Source organism: Klebsiella sp. SYXHC3 (genome assembly GCF_057196925.1).
In genome coordinates this window covers 433,226-451,122 of sequence record NZ_JBXUNG010000003.1, presented here as the reverse complement: position 1 = coordinate 451,122, position 17,897 = coordinate 433,226, and the positions used below count along the sequence as shown (strand labels likewise).

The window sequence follows — 17,897 nt, the reverse complement described above, 5'->3', positions numbered from 1 at the left end:
TATTTGCTGCAAAAAAAAGCGGCGCAGGTTTCGCTGCGCCGCTGAGGCAAAACTCTACTCAGGAGCCTTACTTGCCTTTAATCTCGAACAACGGCGTTTGGCCGGCGACAACGTTACCCGTTGCCTGAATCACCAGCGCGCTGTAATCATCGCTGTTGCTGCAGACGACCGGACTGATCATCGAGCGGGCGTTGGCGTTAAGGAACGCCAGATCCATTTCCAGGATCGGCTCGCCGGCTTTCACCTGTGCGCCCTCTTCAACCAGACGTTTAAAGCCTTTGCCTTCCAGCGCGACGGTATCAATGCCCATATGGACGACGATTTCCGCGCCGTTATCGGTTTCCAGGCAGAATGCGTGGTTGGTGTTGAAGATTTTCACCACCGTACCGGCCGCCGGCGCGACAACGATGTTATCGGTCGGTTTCACCGCGATACCGTCACCAACGGCTTTGCTGGCGAAGGCTTCATCCGGTACCTGCTCAAGCGCCACCACTTCACCGGTGATCGGGGAAACCAGCGCTTCGACGGTTTTGGCGTTCGCGACCGCCTGCGGTTTGGCCGCAGGCGCGGCGGCTGGCGCGCTGTCAGTCGAAGCAGCCGCAGCAGCAACCGGACCACGGGCAACCACTTTCTTCATGGCGTCGCCAACGGATTCCGCTTTCGCGCCAACAATGACCTGGATGGTCTGTTTGTTCAGTTTCACCACCCCGGAGGCGCCGAGACGTTTACAGGCGGCATCGTTGACTTTCGCCGAGTCGCCGACGGTCAGACGCAGACGGGTGATACAAGCATCAATGGCTTTCAGGTTATCGGTACCGCCTACGGCTGCGATGTAGTTGGTCGCCAGCTGAGTCAGACCTTCTTCGGTGTTGCTGTTAGCTTCTTCAGTCACGACGTCGTCGGTTTTATCTTCACGACCCGGCGTTTTCAGGTTGAACATGCGGATAACCGCGCTGAACAACAGGAAGTAAACGAAGAAGAACACCACGCCCATCACCAGCAGCATCCAGACGTTTTTGCTGGCTGCCGGCAGGCTGTACATCAACACGTAGTCGATAGCGCCCGCGGAGAAGGAGAAGCCCGCATGGATACCCAGCGCCGTTGCGATGAACAGGCTGATACCGGTCAGGATAGCGTGCAGGAGGTACAGCAATGGCGCCAGGAACATGAACAGGAATTCCAGCGGCTCGGTCACACCGGTCAGGAACGCGGTGATGGCCACGGACAGCAGCATACCGCCGACCATCGGACGACGCTCTTTCGGCGCAGCCATGTACATTGCCAGCGCAGCGCCCGGCAGACCGAACATCATGATCGGGAAGAAGCCGGACATGAACATCCCCGCGGTGCCGTCACCGGCATAGAAGCGGTTGATGTCGCCGTGGAAGACCGCACCCGCGGCGTTGGTGAACTCGCCAATCTGGAACCAGGCGATGGTGTTCAGCACCTGATGCAGACCGGTTGGGATCAGCAGACGGTTAATGAAACCGAAGATACCGGAACCCAGCGCGCCCGCAGACACGATCCATTCACCGCCCGCATGAATAGCGTGCTGCACCGGCGGCCAGACATAGCCGAAGATGGCAGCCAGCACCAGACAGAAGAAGCCGGTAGCGATCGGTACGAAGCGTTTGCCGCCGAAGAAGCTCAGGAAGTCTGGCAGTTTAATGCCGGCCCAGCGGTTATAAACAGCACCCGCGACCAGACCGGTAATGATACCCGCCAGCACACCCATGTTAATTTCCGGGTTGATGGTAACCATCGCTTTGGTCATCACGAAATAACCTACCGCGCCGGCCAGCGCCGCAGAACCCGCGTTATCTTTGGACCAGCTTGATGCCACGCCGATGGCGAAGATCAACGCTAAGTTGTCAAAGATTGCCCCACCCGCTTGCGCGATGAAGGGTACGTTCAGCAGATCCGGTTGCCCGAATCGCAGCAGCAATGCCGCGACCGGCAGCACTGCGATAGGGAGCTGTAATGCCCTACCCAGCCGCTGAAAGAAACCTAAAATATTCATCTTATTCCCCCTATGAGACCCCGATGAGGCTCATTTCAAAGCCACTTTTTTATTGTGTAACAAGGTCGGATTTATCACTTACCGGCAAAGTGTGTGAAAAATTAATTCGTATCGCAAATTAAACGGGTATTTTTTGTGACTATAATCACCAAATATCGTATTCACCCCTCCCTTTGACTGGCTAACATCGAAAACTTATTTTATCATTCAAAAAATCAACACGGATTGACCCCGGTCGGCGCAGTTGCTGCAATACTCTTCATAGTATGCTGGCGCCAATCCGCCAGGTTCTAATTTAACTATAGAGGTGAAGAATGAGACTGATCCCCCTGGTAACAGCTGAACAAGTAGGTAAATGGGCTGCCCGTCATATCGTTAACCGCATTAACGCGTTCAAACCGACCGCGGACCGTCCATTCGTACTGGGTCTGCCTACCGGTGGTACGCCTCTTACCGCTTACAAAGCGCTGGTTGAAATGCATAAAGCAGGCCAGGTTAGCTTCAAGCACGTTGTTACCTTCAACATGGATGAGTATGTCGGCCTGCCGAAAGAGCATCCGGAAAGCTATCATAGCTTCATGCACCGCAATTTCTTTGACCATGTTGATATTCCAGCTGAAAATATCAACCTGCTGAATGGTAATGCGCCAGATATCGATGCAGAATGCCGTCGTTATGAAGAAAAAATCCGCTCCTACGGTAAAATCCACCTGTTTATGGGCGGCGTAGGTAACGATGGTCATATCGCGTTTAACGAACCGGCCTCTTCTCTGGCGTCCCGTACCCGTATTAAAACCCTGACCCATGACACCCGCGTGGCCAACTCCCGCTTCTTCGACGGCGATGTGGATCTGGTGCCGAAATATGCGCTGACCGTGGGCGTGGGTACCCTGCTGGATGCAGAAGAAGTGATGATTCTGGTACTGGGCCATCAGAAAGCGCTGGCGCTGCAGGCGGCGGTCGAAGGTAACGTCAACCACATGTGGACCATCACCTGTCTGCAACTGCATCCGAAAGCGGTTGTGGTCTGCGACGAGCCGTCCACGATGGAACTGAAAGTGAAGACCCTGAAATATTTCAACGAATTAGAAGCTGAAAATATTAAAGGTCTGTAATGTAGTCCGTCCCGCGCCCTGGCGTGGGACCATCTTTTTCTTTGTATGCAACGCCAGAACAATGCGAGTTGAGCTGGTGGGGCGTATATACCGGGGGTCGTAATGTATGCATTAACCCAGGGCCGGGTTTACACCGGTCATGAAATTCTCGATGACCATGCGGTCGTTATCGCCAATGGCCGTATCGAACGTCTCTGTCCGCTGGCTGATTTGCCGTCTGAAATTGAGCAACGCTCGGTCAACGGCGCGATTATTGCCCCCGGTTTCATCGACGTCCAGCTGAACGGCTGCGGCGGCGTGCAATTCAACGATAGTCCGGATGCGGTCACCGTCGAAACGCTGGAAATTATGCAGAAAGCGAATGAGCGTTCCGGCTGCACCAACTTCCTGCCGACGCTGATTACTTCCAGCGATGATCTGATGAAGCAAGGCATCCGCGTCATGCGCGAATACCTGCAAAAACACCCCAACCAGGCGCTGGGTCTGCATCTGGAAGGGCCGTGGCTGAATATCGTCAAGAAAGGCACCCATAACCCGGACTACGTGCGTAAACCGGACGCCGCGCTGGTCGACTTCCTGTGCGACAACGCCGACGTTATCACCAAAGTGACGCTGGCCCCTGAGCGCGTCGAGCCGGAAGTGATCCGTAAACTGGTCGCCGCCGGCATCGTGGTTTCGGCAGGTCACTCTAACGCTACGCTGAAAGAAGCGAAAATCGGTTTCCGCGCCGGTATCACTTTTGCGACACACCTTTATAATGCCATGCCGTACATTACCGGCCGTGAACCAGGTCTGGCCGGCGCCATTTTCGACGAGCCGGATGTCTACTGCGGTATCATCGTTGACGGCATGCACGTCGATTATGCCAACGTGCGTAACGCTAAACGCCTGAAAGGCGATAAACTGTGCCTGGTGACTGACGCCACCGCGCCGGCAGGGGCTAATATTGACCAGTTCATTTTTGCTGGTAAAACAATATACTACCGTAATGGTCTGTGCGTGGATGAAAACGGCACTCTCAGCGGTTCTTCGCTGACCATGATCGAAGGGGTACGTAACCTCGTTGAACATTGCGGCGTAGCGCTGGACGAAGTGCTGCGTATGGCGACGCTCTACCCAGCGCGCGCGATTGGCGTGGACAAGCAGCTCGGCAGCATTGCGCCGGGTATGGTCGCTAACCTGACCGCTTTCAGCCGCGATTATAAAATCATCAAGACCATCGTTAATGGTAACGAGGTCGTCACTGAGTAAGTAAAAGTATGACAGCAGGCGGACAAGCTCAAATTGGTAACGTCGATCTGGTAAAACAGCTGAACAGCGCGGCCGTCTATCGGCTGATTGACCAACATGGTCCCATCTCGCGCATTCAGATAGCGGAACAAAGTCAGCTTGCCCCTGCCAGCGTAACCAAAATTACGCGTCAGCTTATTGAGCGCGGCCTGATCAAAGAAGTCGATCAGCAGGCCTCCACCGGGGGGCGCCGCGCCATCTCTATCATTGCGGAAACCCGCAATTTCAACGCTATCGGCGTGCGGCTTGGCCGCTATGACGCCACCCTGACCCTCTATGATTTAAGCAGTAAGACGCTGGAAGAAGAGCACTTCCCGCTGCCGGAGCGTACCCAGGAAACGCTTGAGCACGCGCTGCTGAATATCATCGCCACCTTTATTGAAAATTGTCAGCGCAAAATCCGCGAGCTCATCGCCATTTCGGTCATTCTGCCGGGGCTGGTCGATCCGGAAAGCGGCGTTATCCGCTATATGCCGCACATTCAGGTAGAGAACTGGGGGCTGGTCGAAGCACTGGAAAAACGCTTTAACGTCACCTGTTTTGTCGGCCACGACATCCGCAGCCTGGCGTTGGCCGAGCACTATTTTGGCGCAAGCCAGGATTGCGAGGACTCTATTCTGGTGCGCGTACACCGCGGTACCGGCGCGGGCATTATTTCCAACGGGCGCATTTTTATCGGCCGTAACGGTAACGTCGGCGAAATTGGCCATATCCAGGTTGACCCATTAGGCGAACGCTGTCACTGCGGCAACTTCGGCTGTCTGGAAACCGTCGCCGCGAACGCCGCTATTGAGCACCGCGTCCGCCATCTGCTTGAGCAGGGCTATCAAAGTCGCATCACGCTTGATGACTGCAATATCAAAACCATCTGCAAAGCGGCAAATAAAGGCGATGCGCTGGCCTGTGAAGTGGTCGAATACGTTGGCCGTCATCTGGGCAAAACCATCGCCATCGCCATCAACCTGTTTAACCCGCAAAAAGTGGTGATTGCCGGTGAAATCGTCGAGGCGGAAAAGGTGCTGCTGCCGGCCATCGAAAGCTGTATCAACGGCCAGGCGTTGAAAGCGTTTCGCCACAATCTGCCAGTGGTACGCTCGACGCTCGATCACCGCTCCGCCATCGGCGCCTTTGCGCTGGTCAAGCGCGCGATGCTCAACGGCATCCTGCTACAGCATTTGCTGGAAAGTTAATCCAGCTTTATAGTTTCGCCTTTCGTTAATGATGTTGGACTGTCCATGACCATTCAAAACGTAATTTGTGATATCGACGGCGTGCTGATGCACGATAACGTGGCTGTTCCCGGCGCCGCTGAATTTATCAAACGCATCCTGGAAAAAGGCATGCCGCTGGTGATGCTGACCAACTATCCTTCGCAAACCGGGCAGGACCTGGCCAACCGCTTCGCCACCGCCGGTATCGAAGTGCCGGATACCGCGTTCTACACCTCCGCCATGGCCACCGCCGATTTCCTGCGTCGCCAGGAAGGTAAAAAAGCCTATGTGGTTGGCGAAGGCGCGCTCATCCACGAACTGTATAAGGCCGGCTTCACCATCACCGACGTTAACCCTGATTTCGTCATCGTTGGCGAGACCCGCTCCTTTAACTGGGAAATGATGCATAAAGCGGCTTTCTTTGTCGCCAACGGCGCGCGTTTCATCGCCACCAACCCGGATACTCACGGCCGTGGCTACTACCCTGCTTGCGGCGCACTCTGTGCGGGAATCGAAAAAATCTCCGGCCGTAAACCGTTTTATGTCGGTAAGCCGAGCCCGTGGATTATCCGTTCCGCGCTTAACAAAATGCAGGCCCACTCCGAGCAAACGGTGATCGTCGGCGATAACCTGCGTACCGATATCCTCGCCGGCTTCCAGGCGGGCCTTGAGACCATTCTGGTGCTCTCCGGAGTCTCCACGCTGGACGATATCGACAGCATGCCGTTCCGCCCGTCGTGGATTTATCCGTCGGTCGCCGAAATCGACGTTTTTTGAGCCGAAACCACGTCCCTGGACGTGGTTTTTTATTTTTGGTGCCGCAAAAAATAGATTCATCTAATGAAAATGGCTTATCGCTAAATAATCATCAATAAAGCCGAGATAAACATACTCATTTTTCAACATCCGGCAATCAGCATTGCACTTTTTACTTTTCTGCCGGTAAATCTCTTGCGCCCCACTCTCCTTTACGGCATTTTCTTTAACACGCACTAAGACCTTGCAAGAGACGAGGTCTGCATAACATCACTACACGACAGGGTAACGGAGAAGGCTATGTGTTCTATTTTTGGCGTACTGGATATTAAAACTGACGCAGGCGAACTGCGTAAAAAGGCACTGGAACTTTCCCGCCTGATGCGCCACCGCGGACCGGACTGGTCCGGCGTTTATGCCAGCGATAAAGCGATTCTCGCCCACGAACGTCTGTCGATCGTCGACGTCAACGCCGGCGCCCAGCCGCTCTATAACCAACAAAAAACCCATGCGCTGGCGGTCAACGGTGAAATCTACAACCACCAGGCGCTGCGCGCCGAATATGGCGATCGCTACCAGTTCCAGACCGGTTCCGACTGTGAAGTGATCCTCGCGCTGTACCAGGAAAAAGGGCCTGAGTTCCTCGATGAACTGCAGGGGATGTTTGCCTTCGCGCTGTATGACAGCGAGAAAGACGCTTATCTGATTGGCCGCGACCATATCGGTATTATTCCGCTGTATATGGGCCACGACGAGCACGGCAACTTCTACGTCGCCTCTGAAATGAAAGCGCTGGTGCCGGTCTGCCGCACGATTAAAGAGTTCCCTGCGGGTAGCTACCTGTGGAGCCAGGATGGCGAAATTCGCCAGTACTATCAGCGCGACTGGTTCGACTACGACGCGGTAAAAGACAACGTCACGGATAAAAACGAACTGCGTCAGGCGCTGGAAGAGTCGGTGAAGAGCCACCTGATGTCCGACGTACCTTACGGCGTGCTGCTCTCCGGCGGCCTGGACTCGTCGGTGATTTCGGCCATTACCAAAAAATACGCCGCCCGCCGCGTTGAAGATCAGGAGCGCAGCGAAGCCTGGTGGCCGCAACTGCATTCATTCGCGGTCGGCCTCGAAGGCTCCCCTGACCTGAAAGCGGCGCAGGAAGTCGCAAACCACCTCGGCACCGTGCATCACGAAATTCACTTTACGGTACAGGAAGGGTTGGATGCGATCCGCGACGTTATCTATCACATCGAAACGTACGACGTGACTACCATTCGCGCCTCGACGCCGATGTACCTGATGTCGCGTAAAATTAAAGCCATGGGCATTAAAATGGTGCTCTCTGGCGAAGGTTCCGATGAAGTATTCGGCGGGTATCTCTACTTCCACAAAGCGCCGAACGCTAAAGAACTGCATGAAGAAACGGTGCGTAAACTGCAGGCGCTGCACATGTTTGACTGCGCCCGCGCTAACAAAGCGATGTCCGCCTGGGGGGTAGAGGCCCGTGTACCGTTCCTCGATAAGAAATTCCTCGATGTGGCGATGCGCATCAACCCGCAGGATAAAATGTGCGGCAACGGCAAAATGGAAAAACATATTTTGCGCGAATGCTTTGAGTCCTATCTGCCAGCCAGCGTCGCCTGGCGCCAGAAAGAGCAGTTCTCCGACGGCGTGGGCTATAGCTGGATTGATACGCTGAAAGAAGTGGCGGCAAAACAGATTAGCGTCCAGCAGCTGGAGACGGCAAGCTTCCGCTTCCCTTACAACACGCCGACCTCTAAAGAAGGTTATCTGTACCGCGAAATCTTCGAAGAGCTGTTCCCGCTGCCCAGCGCGGCGGAATGCGTACCCGGCGGCCCGTCCGTTGCCTGCTCTTCAGCGAAAGCCATCGAGTGGGATGAAGCGTTCAAAACCATGAACGATCCATCAGGACGCGCGGTCGGCGTCCACCAGTCAGCTTATAAATAAGCAATCAACACGCATAGCGGACCCTACGGGGTCCGCCAGGCTGCTGACAAAGAAGGAAAAAGCGTGGTTTTTCCTTCTTTGTGGCTATCAGTCGAAAATCAATGAATTGATTTTCCTTGTTATTTGCCTGTCGCTATCTGCAAACCTAACGATGTATAAGGTTTGTCATCAATCTCACGGACCCTACGGGGTCCGTTTTTTTTATGCCAAAATTGGCAAATAAAAACGATAAATAATCAATTCTTGCCGATTATTGCAGCATGCTGTTCGCAACCTAACCAAACAGTCACATTACGACGATTTTCCTTGAAAAAGTGGTTGACGCTCGCAGGCCCAATACGCATAATGCGCCCCGCAACGCCGATAAGGTAACGCGAAAAAAAGATGGCTACGTAGCTCAGCTGGTTAGAGCACATCACTCATAATGATGGGGTCACAGGTTCGAATCCCGTCGTAGCCACCATCTTTTTTGCGGGAGTGGCGAAATTGGTAGACGCACCAGATTTAGGTTCTGGCGCCGCAAGGTGTGCGAGTTCAAGTCTCGCCTCCCGCACCATTCACCAAAAAGCGTTGCACGGATGGGGTATCGCCAAGCGGTAAGGCACCGGTTTTTGATACCGGCATTCCCTGGTTCGAATCCAGGTACCCCAGCCATATTTCTTCGATATTTGCGGTTAGCCGCGACGGTATTGGGGTATCGCCAAGCGGTAAGGCACCGGTTTTTGATACCGGCATTCCCTGGTTCGAATCCAGGTACCCCAGCCATCGAAGAAACAGCATGACAATTTGGCTACGTAGCTCAGCTGGTTAGAGCACATCACTCATAATGATGGGGTCACAGGTTCGAATCCCGTCGTAGCCACCATATTCAGGACTATCGGTTAATATCGGTAAATCCGTAAAAATTTGTTGGGGTATCGCCAAGCGGTAAGGCACCGGATTCTGATTCCGGCATTCCGAGGTTCGAATCCTCGTACCCCAGCCACTTATTAACAAAAAAGCTCACTTCGGTGAGCTTTTTTGCTTTCTGCGGATAGTCATCTTGCCGATGCAGGTACTGCAAAACTTTAGTCTGCAGCCCCCATCGGCAAATGCCCCTTTACAACCCTAATGCATATTTCAATGCCTGGCGCTTTAATACACCGGCACGTTCGGCAGCCATCAGGCCAATATTACGCAACACGCGCACCGGCGCTAAATCGTTGCTGAAGCCGGCATAGAACAGATCCATGCCGGATTGCATAATAAAGTTATCCGCCCGGCGCCGCGCCTGATAGCGCTTCAGCACCGGCAAGCTGGACCAGGCTTCCCCGCGCCCGCGGGCTTCCGCCAAAATATCCAGCAGCGCGTCAACGTCGCGATAGCCAAGGTTAACCCCCTGCCCCGCCAGCGGATGAATGGTATGCGCCGCATCCCCTACCAGCGCCAGCCCCGGTTGCACGTACTGCAGCGCATGTCGGCGGGTTAACGGGAAGGCGCCGGCGCTCATTGGCGTCACGCTGCCCAGACGTTTCGGGAAATGCGCGGTGATTTCCTGCTGCAGTTGGGTCATCGACATCGCCTGCAGCTGGCGGATGCGCGCCGGGGTGTCGTACCACACCAGCGACGCCCAGTTATCGAATAGCGGCAGGAAGGCGCGCGGCCCGCTGGGGGTGAACTGTTGCCAGGTGCTATCACCGGGATCGTCGGCGCACTGCACGCTAATTAGCATACAGGATTGCTGATATTGCCACGCCTGTACGCCGATGCCGGCCAGTTCGCGCACCTGAGAATTCGCGCCGTCTGCGCCGATCGCCAGTTGCGCCGTGCAAACGCTCTCATCGCTCAGGCGCAGCGAAACGCCCTGCGGCTCACGATGAAGCTCGCTTAACGTCACGCCAACCCGCAAGCTCACCTGCGGATGGGCTTCAAGCGCCTGCCACAGCGCCAGCTGTAGCACGCTATTTTCCACCATATAGCCAAGCTCAGGCAGCTTCAGCTCGGCGGCATTAAAGTCAACGTGCGCGCTTTCCCACTCCCAGGTTTCAAGACGACGATAAGCATGCGCGCGCATACCGCGCACCGCTTCCCAAACGCCGAGGCTTTTGAGCAAGCCGACCGACGACGCGCTGATCGCCGAAATACGCACATCCGGCGCCGCAGCGGCATCAAAGGCCGGAGGCGCGTGTTTTTCTATCACCGTCACCGAAAACCCGTGTTGCGCCAGCCCCAGCGCCAGCGCGCCGCCGACCATTCCGCCGCCAACGATGGCGATATCTGTTGCATGAATTGTCATGGCAATTATCCTTAAAGCTGATTTCCTTAAGTTTACCGGATTTTTTGCACCTTGCGGGGGATCGTGGTCGCACTGGTCAGGTGGCAACCAAAGCATTACAATGCGTACCCTGCAAACGAATTCTAATTCTTAACTTATACCCGTCTTTATAATTGAGCATGAGCAAGTCGATGACAAAAAAACTCCATATTAAAACCTGGGGCTGTCAGATGAACGAATACGATTCATCCAAGATGGCCGATCTGCTGGATGCCACCCATGGGTATCAACTCACAGAAGTGGCCGAAGAAGCGGACGTGCTGCTGCTCAACACCTGCTCAATTCGCGAGAAGGCGCAGGAAAAAGTGTTCCATCAGCTTGGCCGCTGGAAACTACTGAAAGAGAAAAAACCCGGCGTGATTATCGGCGTCGGCGGCTGCGTCGCCTCCCAGGAAGGCAAACTGATTCGCCAGCGCGCCCATTACGTTGACATTATTTTTGGCCCGCAGACGCTGCATCGCCTGCCGGAGATGATCGACGCGGTGCGCAATAACCATAAACCGGTTATCGACGTGAGCTTCCCGGAAATCGAAAAATTCGATCGCCTGCCGGAACCGCGCGCCGAGGGGCCGACCGCCTTCGTTTCCATTATGGAAGGCTGCAACAAATACTGCACTTACTGCGTGGTGCCCTATACCCGCGGTGAAGAAGTGAGCCGTCCGTGCGACGATATTCTGTTTGAAATCGCTCAACTGGCGGCGCAAGGGGTGCGTGAAGTCAACCTGCTCGGGCAGAACGTTAACGCCTGGCGCGGCGAAAACTACGATGGCACGACCGGCAACTTTGCCGATCTGCTGCGTCTGGTCGCCGCTATCGACGGCATCGACCGTATTCGCTTCACCACCAGCCACCCGATTGAGTTTACTGACGATATCATCGAGGTCTATCGCGATACCCCTGAGCTGGTGAGCTTCCTGCATTTACCGGTGCAGGCCGGTTCCGATCGCGTACTGAACCTGATGGGCCGTACCCACACCGTGCTGGAATATAAAGCGATTATCCGCAAGCTGCGCGAAGCGCGCCCGGATATTCAGATTAGCTCCGACTTTATCGTCGGTTTCCCTGGCGAAACGACGGAAGACTTCGAAAAAACCATGAAGCTGATTGCCGAGGTTAACTTTGATGTCAGCTACAGCTTTATCTTCTCTGCCCGCCCGGGCACCCCGGCGGCGGATATGGTCGACGATGTTCCTGAAGCCGATAAAAAACAGCGCCTGTACATTCTGCAGGAGCGTATTAATCAGCAGGCGATGGCGTGGAGCCGCCGCATGCTCGGCACCACCCAGCGTATTCTGGTAGAAGGCACGTCGCGTAAGAGCCTGATGGAGCTCTCCGGGCGCACCGAGAACAACCGCGTGGTGAACTTCGAAGGCACGCCGGATATGGTCGGTAAATTCGTCGACGTAGAAATCGTCGATGTCTACACTAACTCATTACGCGGCAAAATTGTCCGCACAGAAGATGAGATGGGACTGCGCGTCGTGGAATCGCCGGAATCGGTCATTGCGCGTACGCGAAAAGAAAACGATCTGGGCGTCGGCATCTACCAGCCGTAATCCCGGCAGGCCTGTCGGTTCCGGCAGGCCTTGCATTTCCCCTCCTCGCCCCTATATCTACAGCAATGCTTGCGCCATATTCCCGTGACGTGAATAATTTCCTTATTGGCCGGATGACGATTGTCCTCCGGCAACACACGTAATAAGAGGAACAGTTTGAACATAGAAACCCGTGAAATTACCCTGGAGCCAGCGGACAATGCCCGCCTGTTAGCACTGTGCGGCCCGTTTGACGACAACATCAAACAGCTGGAGCGTCGGTTGGGTATTGAGATCAACCGCCGCGACAATCACTTTAAATTGACCGGCCGCGCCATCTGCGTGCACGCCGCGGCCGATATTCTGACAAGCCTGTATGTCGATACCGCGCCAATGCGCGGCCAGATTCAGGATATTGAACCGGAACAAATCCATCTGGCTATTAAAGAAGCCCGGGTGCTCGAACAGAGCGCCGAGAGCGTGCCGGAATACGGCAAGGCCATCAATATCAAAACCAAACGCGGAGTCATCAAACCGCGTACGCCAAACCAGGCGCAATACATCGCCAATATCCTCGACCACGACATTACCTTTGGCGTCGGCCCGGCGGGTACTGGTAAAACCTATCTTGCGGTCGCCGCGGCGGTCGATGCCCTGGAGCGTCAGGAAATTCGCCGCATTCTGCTGACTCGTCCTGCGGTCGAAGCAGGCGAGAAGCTCGGCTTCCTGCCGGGCGACTTAAGCCAGAAGGTTGACCCGTATTTGCGCCCGCTGTACGACGCGCTGTTCGAGATGCTCGGCTTTGAGAAAGTCGAGAAGCTGATTGAGCGTAACGTCATTGAAGTCGCGCCGCTGGCCTACATGCGCGGGCGTACGCTGAATGACGCCTTTATCATTCTCGATGAAAGCCAGAACACCACCATCGAGCAGATGAAGATGTTCCTGACCCGTATCGGCTTTAACTCGAAAGCGGTTATCACCGGCGACGTGACCCAGATTGACCTACCGCGCAATACCAAATCAGGTCTGCGCCACGCCGTTGAAGTGCTGGCGGAAGTCGATGAAATCAGCTTCAACTTCTTCCACAGCGAAGACGTGGTGCGCCACCCGGTGGTCGCCCGCATCGTCAATGCCTATGAGGCATGGGAAGAAGCCGAACAAAAACGTAAAGCAGAACTGGCCGCCGAGCGCAAACGCGAAGCCCAGGAACAGGAGCAAAAATGAGCCAGGTGATTCTCGATTTACAGCTGGCCTGCGAAGACACCAGCGGTCTACCGGACGAAGCCCTCTTTCAACGCTGGGTGGAAGCCGTCATCCCGCAGTTCCAGGAAGAGTCAGAGTTAACGATTCGCCTGGTGGATGTCGCCGAAAGCCACGAGCTGAACCTGACCTATCGCGGCAAGGATAAGCCGACTAACGTCCTCTCCTTCCCCTTCGAAGCCCCGCCGGGCATTGAGATGCCGCTGCTCGGCGATCTGATCATCTGCCGCCAGGTGGTTGAACAGGAAGCCAAAGAGCAGGAAAAACCGCTGGAGGCTCACTGGGCGCACATGGTCGTGCACGGTAGCCTGCACCTGCTGGGCTACGATCATATCGAAGACGACGAAGCGGAAGAAATGGAAGGCCTCGAAACAGAGATAATGCTTGCTCTGGGCTATGAGGATCCGTACATTGCCGAGAAGATTGCTGAATAGTAACTTGCCGGATGACGTCGCAAGCGCCTTATCCGGCCTACATTCATGCGTATCCCAGGCCTGATAAGCGTAGCGCTATCAGGCAAAACATGCCGTACGACGCTGAGTTTACGCGCGACGAGCGACAATTAAATCAACACGAGAACCCATACGACGCCATGAGCGACGACAATTCACACAGTAGTGACACAGTAAACAGCAAAAAGGGATTTTTCTCCCTCTTACTCAGCCAACTTTTCCACGGTGAACCCAAAAACCGTGATGAATTATTGGCGCTGATCCGTGACTCCGGGCAGAACGAGCTTATCGATGAAGATACGCGCGACATGCTCGAAGGGGTAATGGATATCGCCGACCAACGCGTCCGCGATATTATGATCCCGCGTTCGCAAATGATTACCCTGAAACGCAACCAGACGCTGGACGAGTGCCTCGATGTGATCATCGAATCCGCCCACTCGCGTTTCCCGGTCATTAGCGAAGATAAAGATCACATTGAAGGGATTCTGATGGCTAAGGATCTGCTGCCGTTTATGCGCAGCGACGCCGAAGCTTTCAGCATGGAAAAAGTGTTACGTCCGGCGGTTGTCGTGCCTGAAAGCAAGCGGGTTGACCGCATGCTGAAAGAGTTCCGCTCGCAACGTTATCATATGGCGATCGTCATCGATGAGTTCGGCGGCGTTTCCGGCCTGGTGACTATCGAAGATATTCTCGAACTTATCGTCGGCGAAATCGAAGACGAATACGATGAAGAGGAAGATATCGATTTCCGTCAGCTAAGCCGTCATACCTGGACGGTACGCGCGCTGGCATCGATTGAAGATTTCAATAAAGCCTACGGCACTCACTTCAGCGATGAAGAGGTCGATACCATCGGCGGACTGGTGATGCAGGCCTTTGGTCATCTCCCGGCCCGCGGCGAGTCGATTGACATTGATGGTTACCAATTCAAGGTCGCAATGGCTGACAGCAGACGTATTATTCAGGTCCATGTAAAGCTTCCTGATGATGCGCCGCAGCCGAAGCTGGAAGACTAATTTAACGGGACGATTAACCTAAATGGTATTTGCCTCTTTACTTGAACGCCAGCGCGTACGTCTGCTGCTGGCGCTGTTATTCGGAGCCAGCGGAACGCTGGCTTTTTCACCTTACGACTTCTGGCCAGCGGCGATTGTCTCGCTGTTTGGTCTGCAGGCGCTCACTCTCAACCGTCGCCCGCTACAGAGCGCCTGGATTGGCTACTTCTGGGGTCTTGGGCTATTCGGCACCGGTATTAACTGGGTTTACGTTAGCATCGCGCAGTTCGGCGGCATGCCGGGCCCGGTTAACGTTTTCCTTGTTGCTTTGCTGGCGGCCTATTTATCGCTGTACACCGGTCTGTTCGCCGGGATCCTCGCGAGACTGTGGCCGAAAACTAACTGGATCCGTTTGGCCATCGCCGCGCCTGTCATCTGGCAAATTACCGAATTTCTCCGCGGCTGGGTGCTGACCGGTTTCCCGTGGCTGCAGTTCGGCTATAGCCAGATTGACGGTCCGCTAAAGGGCCTGGCGCCGGTGATGGGCGTTGAGGCGATAAACTTTCTGTTGATGGTGGTCAGCGGCCTGCTGGCGCTGGCTATCGCGCAGCGACACTGGAAACCGCTGCTGGTGGCGATAGTGCTGTTTGCCCTGCCCTTCCCGCTGCGTTATATCCAGTGGTATCAACTGCTGCCAGAACGGGCGACGGAAGTCTCTTTGGTGCAGGGCGATATTCCGCAGGCGATGAAATGGGATGAAAACCAGCTGGTTAACACCCTGAAAACCTATCTCGATCTCACCCAGCCGCATATGGGTAAATCGCAGCTGATTATCTGGCCGGAGTCGGCGATTCCGGATCTGGAAATCAATCAGCAGCATTTCCTTAGCATGGTTGATGACCTGATGCGGGCCAAAAATAGCTCGTTGATTACCGGTATTGTCGATGCGCGGCTCAATAAACAAAACCGCTACGATACCTACAACACCATCATCACGCTGGGTAAAGATAACCCGTACAGCTACGACTCGACCAATCGCTATAATAAAAACCATCTGGTGCCGTTCGGCGAATTCGTACCACTGGAATCGATTTTACGCCCTCTGGCGCCGTTCTTCGATTTGCCGATGTCCTCGTTCAGCCGCGGCCCTTACGTGCAGCCGCAGCTGGTAGCGCATAACCTGAAGCTTACGGCGGCAATTTGCTACGAAATCATTCTCGGCGAGCAGGTCCGTGATAATTTCCGCCCGGATACCGATTATCTGCTGACTATCTCCAATGATGCGTGGTTTGGTAAGTCAATTGGCCCATGGCAGCACTTCCAGATGGCGCGGATGCGCGCGCTGGAACTGGCGCGCCCGCTGCTACGCAGCACCAACAACGGTATCACCGCCGTTATTGGCCCGCGTGGTGAAATTCAGGACATGATCCCACAGTTTACCCGCGCGGTGTTGACCACTAAGGTCACGCCAACCACCGGCCTGACGCCGTATGCCCGTACCGGCAATTGGCCGCTGTGGGCGTTAACCGCCCTCTTTGGCTTTGCCGCGCTGGTGATGAGCCTGCGCCAGCGTCGACGCTAATCTTTTCCGCCGGGCAGCCGCCCGGCCTGCTCCCGGCGGCATTCGTCGCCGGCGGGTCTTCCTCGCTTTACGCTCTCCAGCGCCAATCTGGCACGTCCATTGCTTAATTTCATCCCTGTAGGCGATTTTGACCGCGGTTGTACCAGGGTTGCACCGAAAGCGTTCGCACTTCGCGCCACGTTGGTGCAACAACCCATTTTTGCCCACAAATGGTGCGGTGCGCTTCGCAAAAATAAACAATAACGCATCAAAATCTTTACATTAAGCCAAACTAAATGCTAACAAGCTCATACAAATACTGCACTTTAAGATTGCAGACGATTCCCGAAAGCGCCGCCTTACGGCAGTGCTCGCAGGAATAACAACACATACACACAATCACAATGGGTATCACTAGCGTCCCTGGCGTTAAGGATAAGGAGTTGGATATGCAATTACGTAAACTGGCCGCCGCAATGCTGGTCATGGGAGTGACCGCTGGTCTGGCGCACGCTGAAGATGCCGCCCCGGCCGCAGGTCAGAGCACGCTGGATAAAATCGCCAAAAACGGGGTGATCGTCGTCGGCCACCGCGAGTCGTCAGTACCATTCTCCTATTACGATAACCAACAAAAAGTGGTGGGTTACTCTCAGGATTACTCCAACGCTATCGTTGAAGCCATCAAGAAAAAGCTGAATAAACCCGATCTGCAGGTGAAACTGATTCCGGTCACCTCGCAGAACCGCATCCCGTTACTGCAGAACGGCACTTATGATTTCGAGTGCGGTTCCACCACCAACAACCTTGAGCGTCAGAAGCAGGCCGCCTTCTCCGATACCATTTTCGTCGTCGGCACTCGTCTGCTGGTGAAAAAAGGTGGGCCGATTAAAGACTTCCCGGATCTGAAAGACAAAGCGGTCGTCGTCACTTCCGGTACCACCTCGGAAGTGCTGCTGCATAAGCTGAACGACGAGAAGAAAATGAACATGCGCATCATCAGCGCGAAAGATCACGGCGACTCTTTCCGTACGCTGGAAAGTGGCCGCGCGGTGGCCTTTATGATGGATGATGCCCTGCTGGCCGGCGAGCGCGCAAAAGCGAAGAAACCGGATAACTGGGAAATCGTCGGTACGCCGCAGTCGAAAGAGGCCTATGGCTGCATGCTGCGTAAAGACGACGCATCGTTCAAAACACTGGTAGATGACACCGTTGCCCAGGCGCAGACCTCTGGCGAAGCGGCGAAATGGTTCGATACCTGGTTTAAGAACCCGATTCCGCCGAAAAATCTGAACCTGAACTTCGAACTGTCCGACGACATGAAGGCGCTGTTCAAATCACCCAATGACAAGGCTCTTAACTAATTAAAAAAACAGGGGCTCGATAAAGTAGCCCTCCCGATTGTTACCTTTGCACGGACAGA

The 17,897-nt window shown here is 54.8% G+C and carries 13 protein-coding genes and 6 tRNA genes; 17 read left to right on the top strand and 2 right to left on the bottom strand.

Annotated features, from left to right (window positions below):
• Positions 1-67 precede the first annotated feature (67 nt).
• Positions 68-2,020 carry a PTS N-acetyl glucosamine transporter subunit IIABC gene (nagE, locus tag AC2CGP_RS11640; protein WP_015704747.1) on the bottom strand — a complete coding sequence of 651 codons (1,953 nt, stop codon included), beginning with the start codon at positions 2,018-2,020 and terminating at the stop codon, positions 68-70.
• Positions 2,021-2,334: 314 nt separating this feature from the next.
• Between nagE and nagB the strand changes: the two genes are divergently transcribed.
• From nagB to AC2CGP_RS11585, 11 genes are all read left to right on the top strand, one after another.
• Positions 2,335-3,135 (top strand): glucosamine-6-phosphate deaminase, encoded by an 801-nt coding sequence (gene nagB / locus AC2CGP_RS11635; RefSeq protein ID WP_015367707.1) that lies wholly within the window; start codon positions 2,335-2,337, stop codon positions 3,133-3,135.
• A 102-nt stretch (positions 3,136-3,237) separates the two neighbouring features.
• On the top strand, positions 3,238-4,386 hold the full coding sequence (gene nagA / locus AC2CGP_RS11630) for an N-acetylglucosamine-6-phosphate deacetylase (protein WP_015367708.1): 1,149 nt from the start codon (positions 3,238-3,240) through the stop codon (positions 4,384-4,386).
• Between the two features lie 8 nt (positions 4,387-4,394).
• On the top strand, positions 4,395-5,615 hold the full coding sequence (nagC, locus tag AC2CGP_RS11625) for a DNA-binding transcriptional regulator NagC (RefSeq protein WP_015367709.1): 1,221 nt from the start codon (positions 4,395-4,397) through the stop codon (positions 5,613-5,615).
• Between the two features lie 45 nt (positions 5,616-5,660).
• A complete protein-coding gene (locus AC2CGP_RS11620; protein ID WP_015367710.1) occupies positions 5,661-6,413 on the top strand; it encodes an HAD-IIA family hydrolase in 753 nt (250 codons plus the stop codon).
• Positions 6,414-6,692: 279 nt separating this feature from the next.
• Positions 6,693-8,357, top strand: a complete 1,665-nt coding sequence (gene asnB, locus AC2CGP_RS11615; RefSeq protein ID WP_475702368.1) for an asparagine synthase B — start codon at positions 6,693-6,695, stop codon at positions 8,355-8,357.
• Between the two features lie 386 nt (positions 8,358-8,743).
• Positions 8,744-8,820 (top strand) — tRNA-Met (locus tag AC2CGP_RS11610).
• 8 nt (positions 8,821-8,828) lie between these two features.
• Positions 8,829-8,913, top strand: a tRNA-Leu gene (locus AC2CGP_RS11605).
• A 23-nt stretch (positions 8,914-8,936) separates the two neighbouring features.
• Positions 8,937-9,011, top strand: a tRNA-Gln gene (locus AC2CGP_RS11600).
• A gap of 36 nt (positions 9,012-9,047) precedes the next feature.
• Positions 9,048-9,122, top strand: a tRNA-Gln gene (locus AC2CGP_RS11595).
• A gap of 23 nt (positions 9,123-9,145) precedes the next feature.
• A tRNA-Met gene (locus AC2CGP_RS11590) sits at positions 9,146-9,222 on the top strand.
• Between the two features lie 45 nt (positions 9,223-9,267).
• Positions 9,268-9,342 (top strand) — tRNA-Gln (locus AC2CGP_RS11585).
• 114 nt (positions 9,343-9,456) lie between these two features.
• Here the strand turns inward: AC2CGP_RS11585 and ubiF are convergent.
• The gene (gene ubiF / locus AC2CGP_RS11580) at positions 9,457-10,632 is read right to left on the bottom strand and encodes a 3-demethoxyubiquinol 3-hydroxylase (RefSeq protein WP_015367712.1); all 1,176 of its coding nucleotides are present in this window, start codon (positions 10,630-10,632) and stop codon (positions 9,457-9,459) included.
• Between the two features lie 170 nt (positions 10,633-10,802).
• Between ubiF and miaB the strand changes: the two genes are divergently transcribed.
• From miaB to AC2CGP_RS11550, 6 genes are all read left to right on the top strand, one after another.
• Positions 10,803-12,227: a tRNA (N6-isopentenyl adenosine(37)-C2)-methylthiotransferase MiaB gene (miaB, locus tag AC2CGP_RS11575; RefSeq protein ID WP_015367713.1), complete on the top strand. Its 1,425-nt coding sequence runs from the start codon at positions 10,803-10,805 to the stop codon at positions 12,225-12,227.
• Positions 12,228-12,383: 156 nt separating this feature from the next.
• Entirely contained in the window at positions 12,384-13,430 is a 1,047-nt protein-coding gene (locus AC2CGP_RS11570) for a PhoH family protein (protein ID WP_015367714.1), read from the top strand.
• Positions 13,427-13,900: an rRNA maturation RNase YbeY gene (gene ybeY, locus AC2CGP_RS11565; protein WP_020079357.1), complete on the top strand. Its 474-nt coding sequence runs from the start codon at positions 13,427-13,429 to the stop codon at positions 13,898-13,900. The genes AC2CGP_RS11570 and ybeY overlap by 4 nt, the downstream gene beginning before the upstream one ends.
• 158 nt (positions 13,901-14,058) lie before the next feature.
• Complete coding sequence (corC, locus tag AC2CGP_RS11560; RefSeq protein WP_015704743.1) at positions 14,059-14,937, top strand: CNNM family magnesium/cobalt transport protein CorC; 879 nt, start codon at positions 14,059-14,061, stop codon at positions 14,935-14,937.
• 22 nt (positions 14,938-14,959) lie between these two features.
• Positions 14,960-16,498, top strand: a complete 1,539-nt coding sequence (lnt, locus tag AC2CGP_RS11555) for an apolipoprotein N-acyltransferase (RefSeq protein WP_015367717.1) — start codon at positions 14,960-14,962, stop codon at positions 16,496-16,498.
• 428 nt (positions 16,499-16,926) lie between these two features.
• Positions 16,927-17,838 carry an amino acid ABC transporter substrate-binding protein gene (locus tag AC2CGP_RS11550; protein ID WP_015367719.1) on the top strand — a complete coding sequence of 304 codons (912 nt, stop codon included), beginning with the start codon at positions 16,927-16,929 and terminating at the stop codon, positions 17,836-17,838.
• Positions 17,839-17,897: the final 59 nt, after the last annotated feature.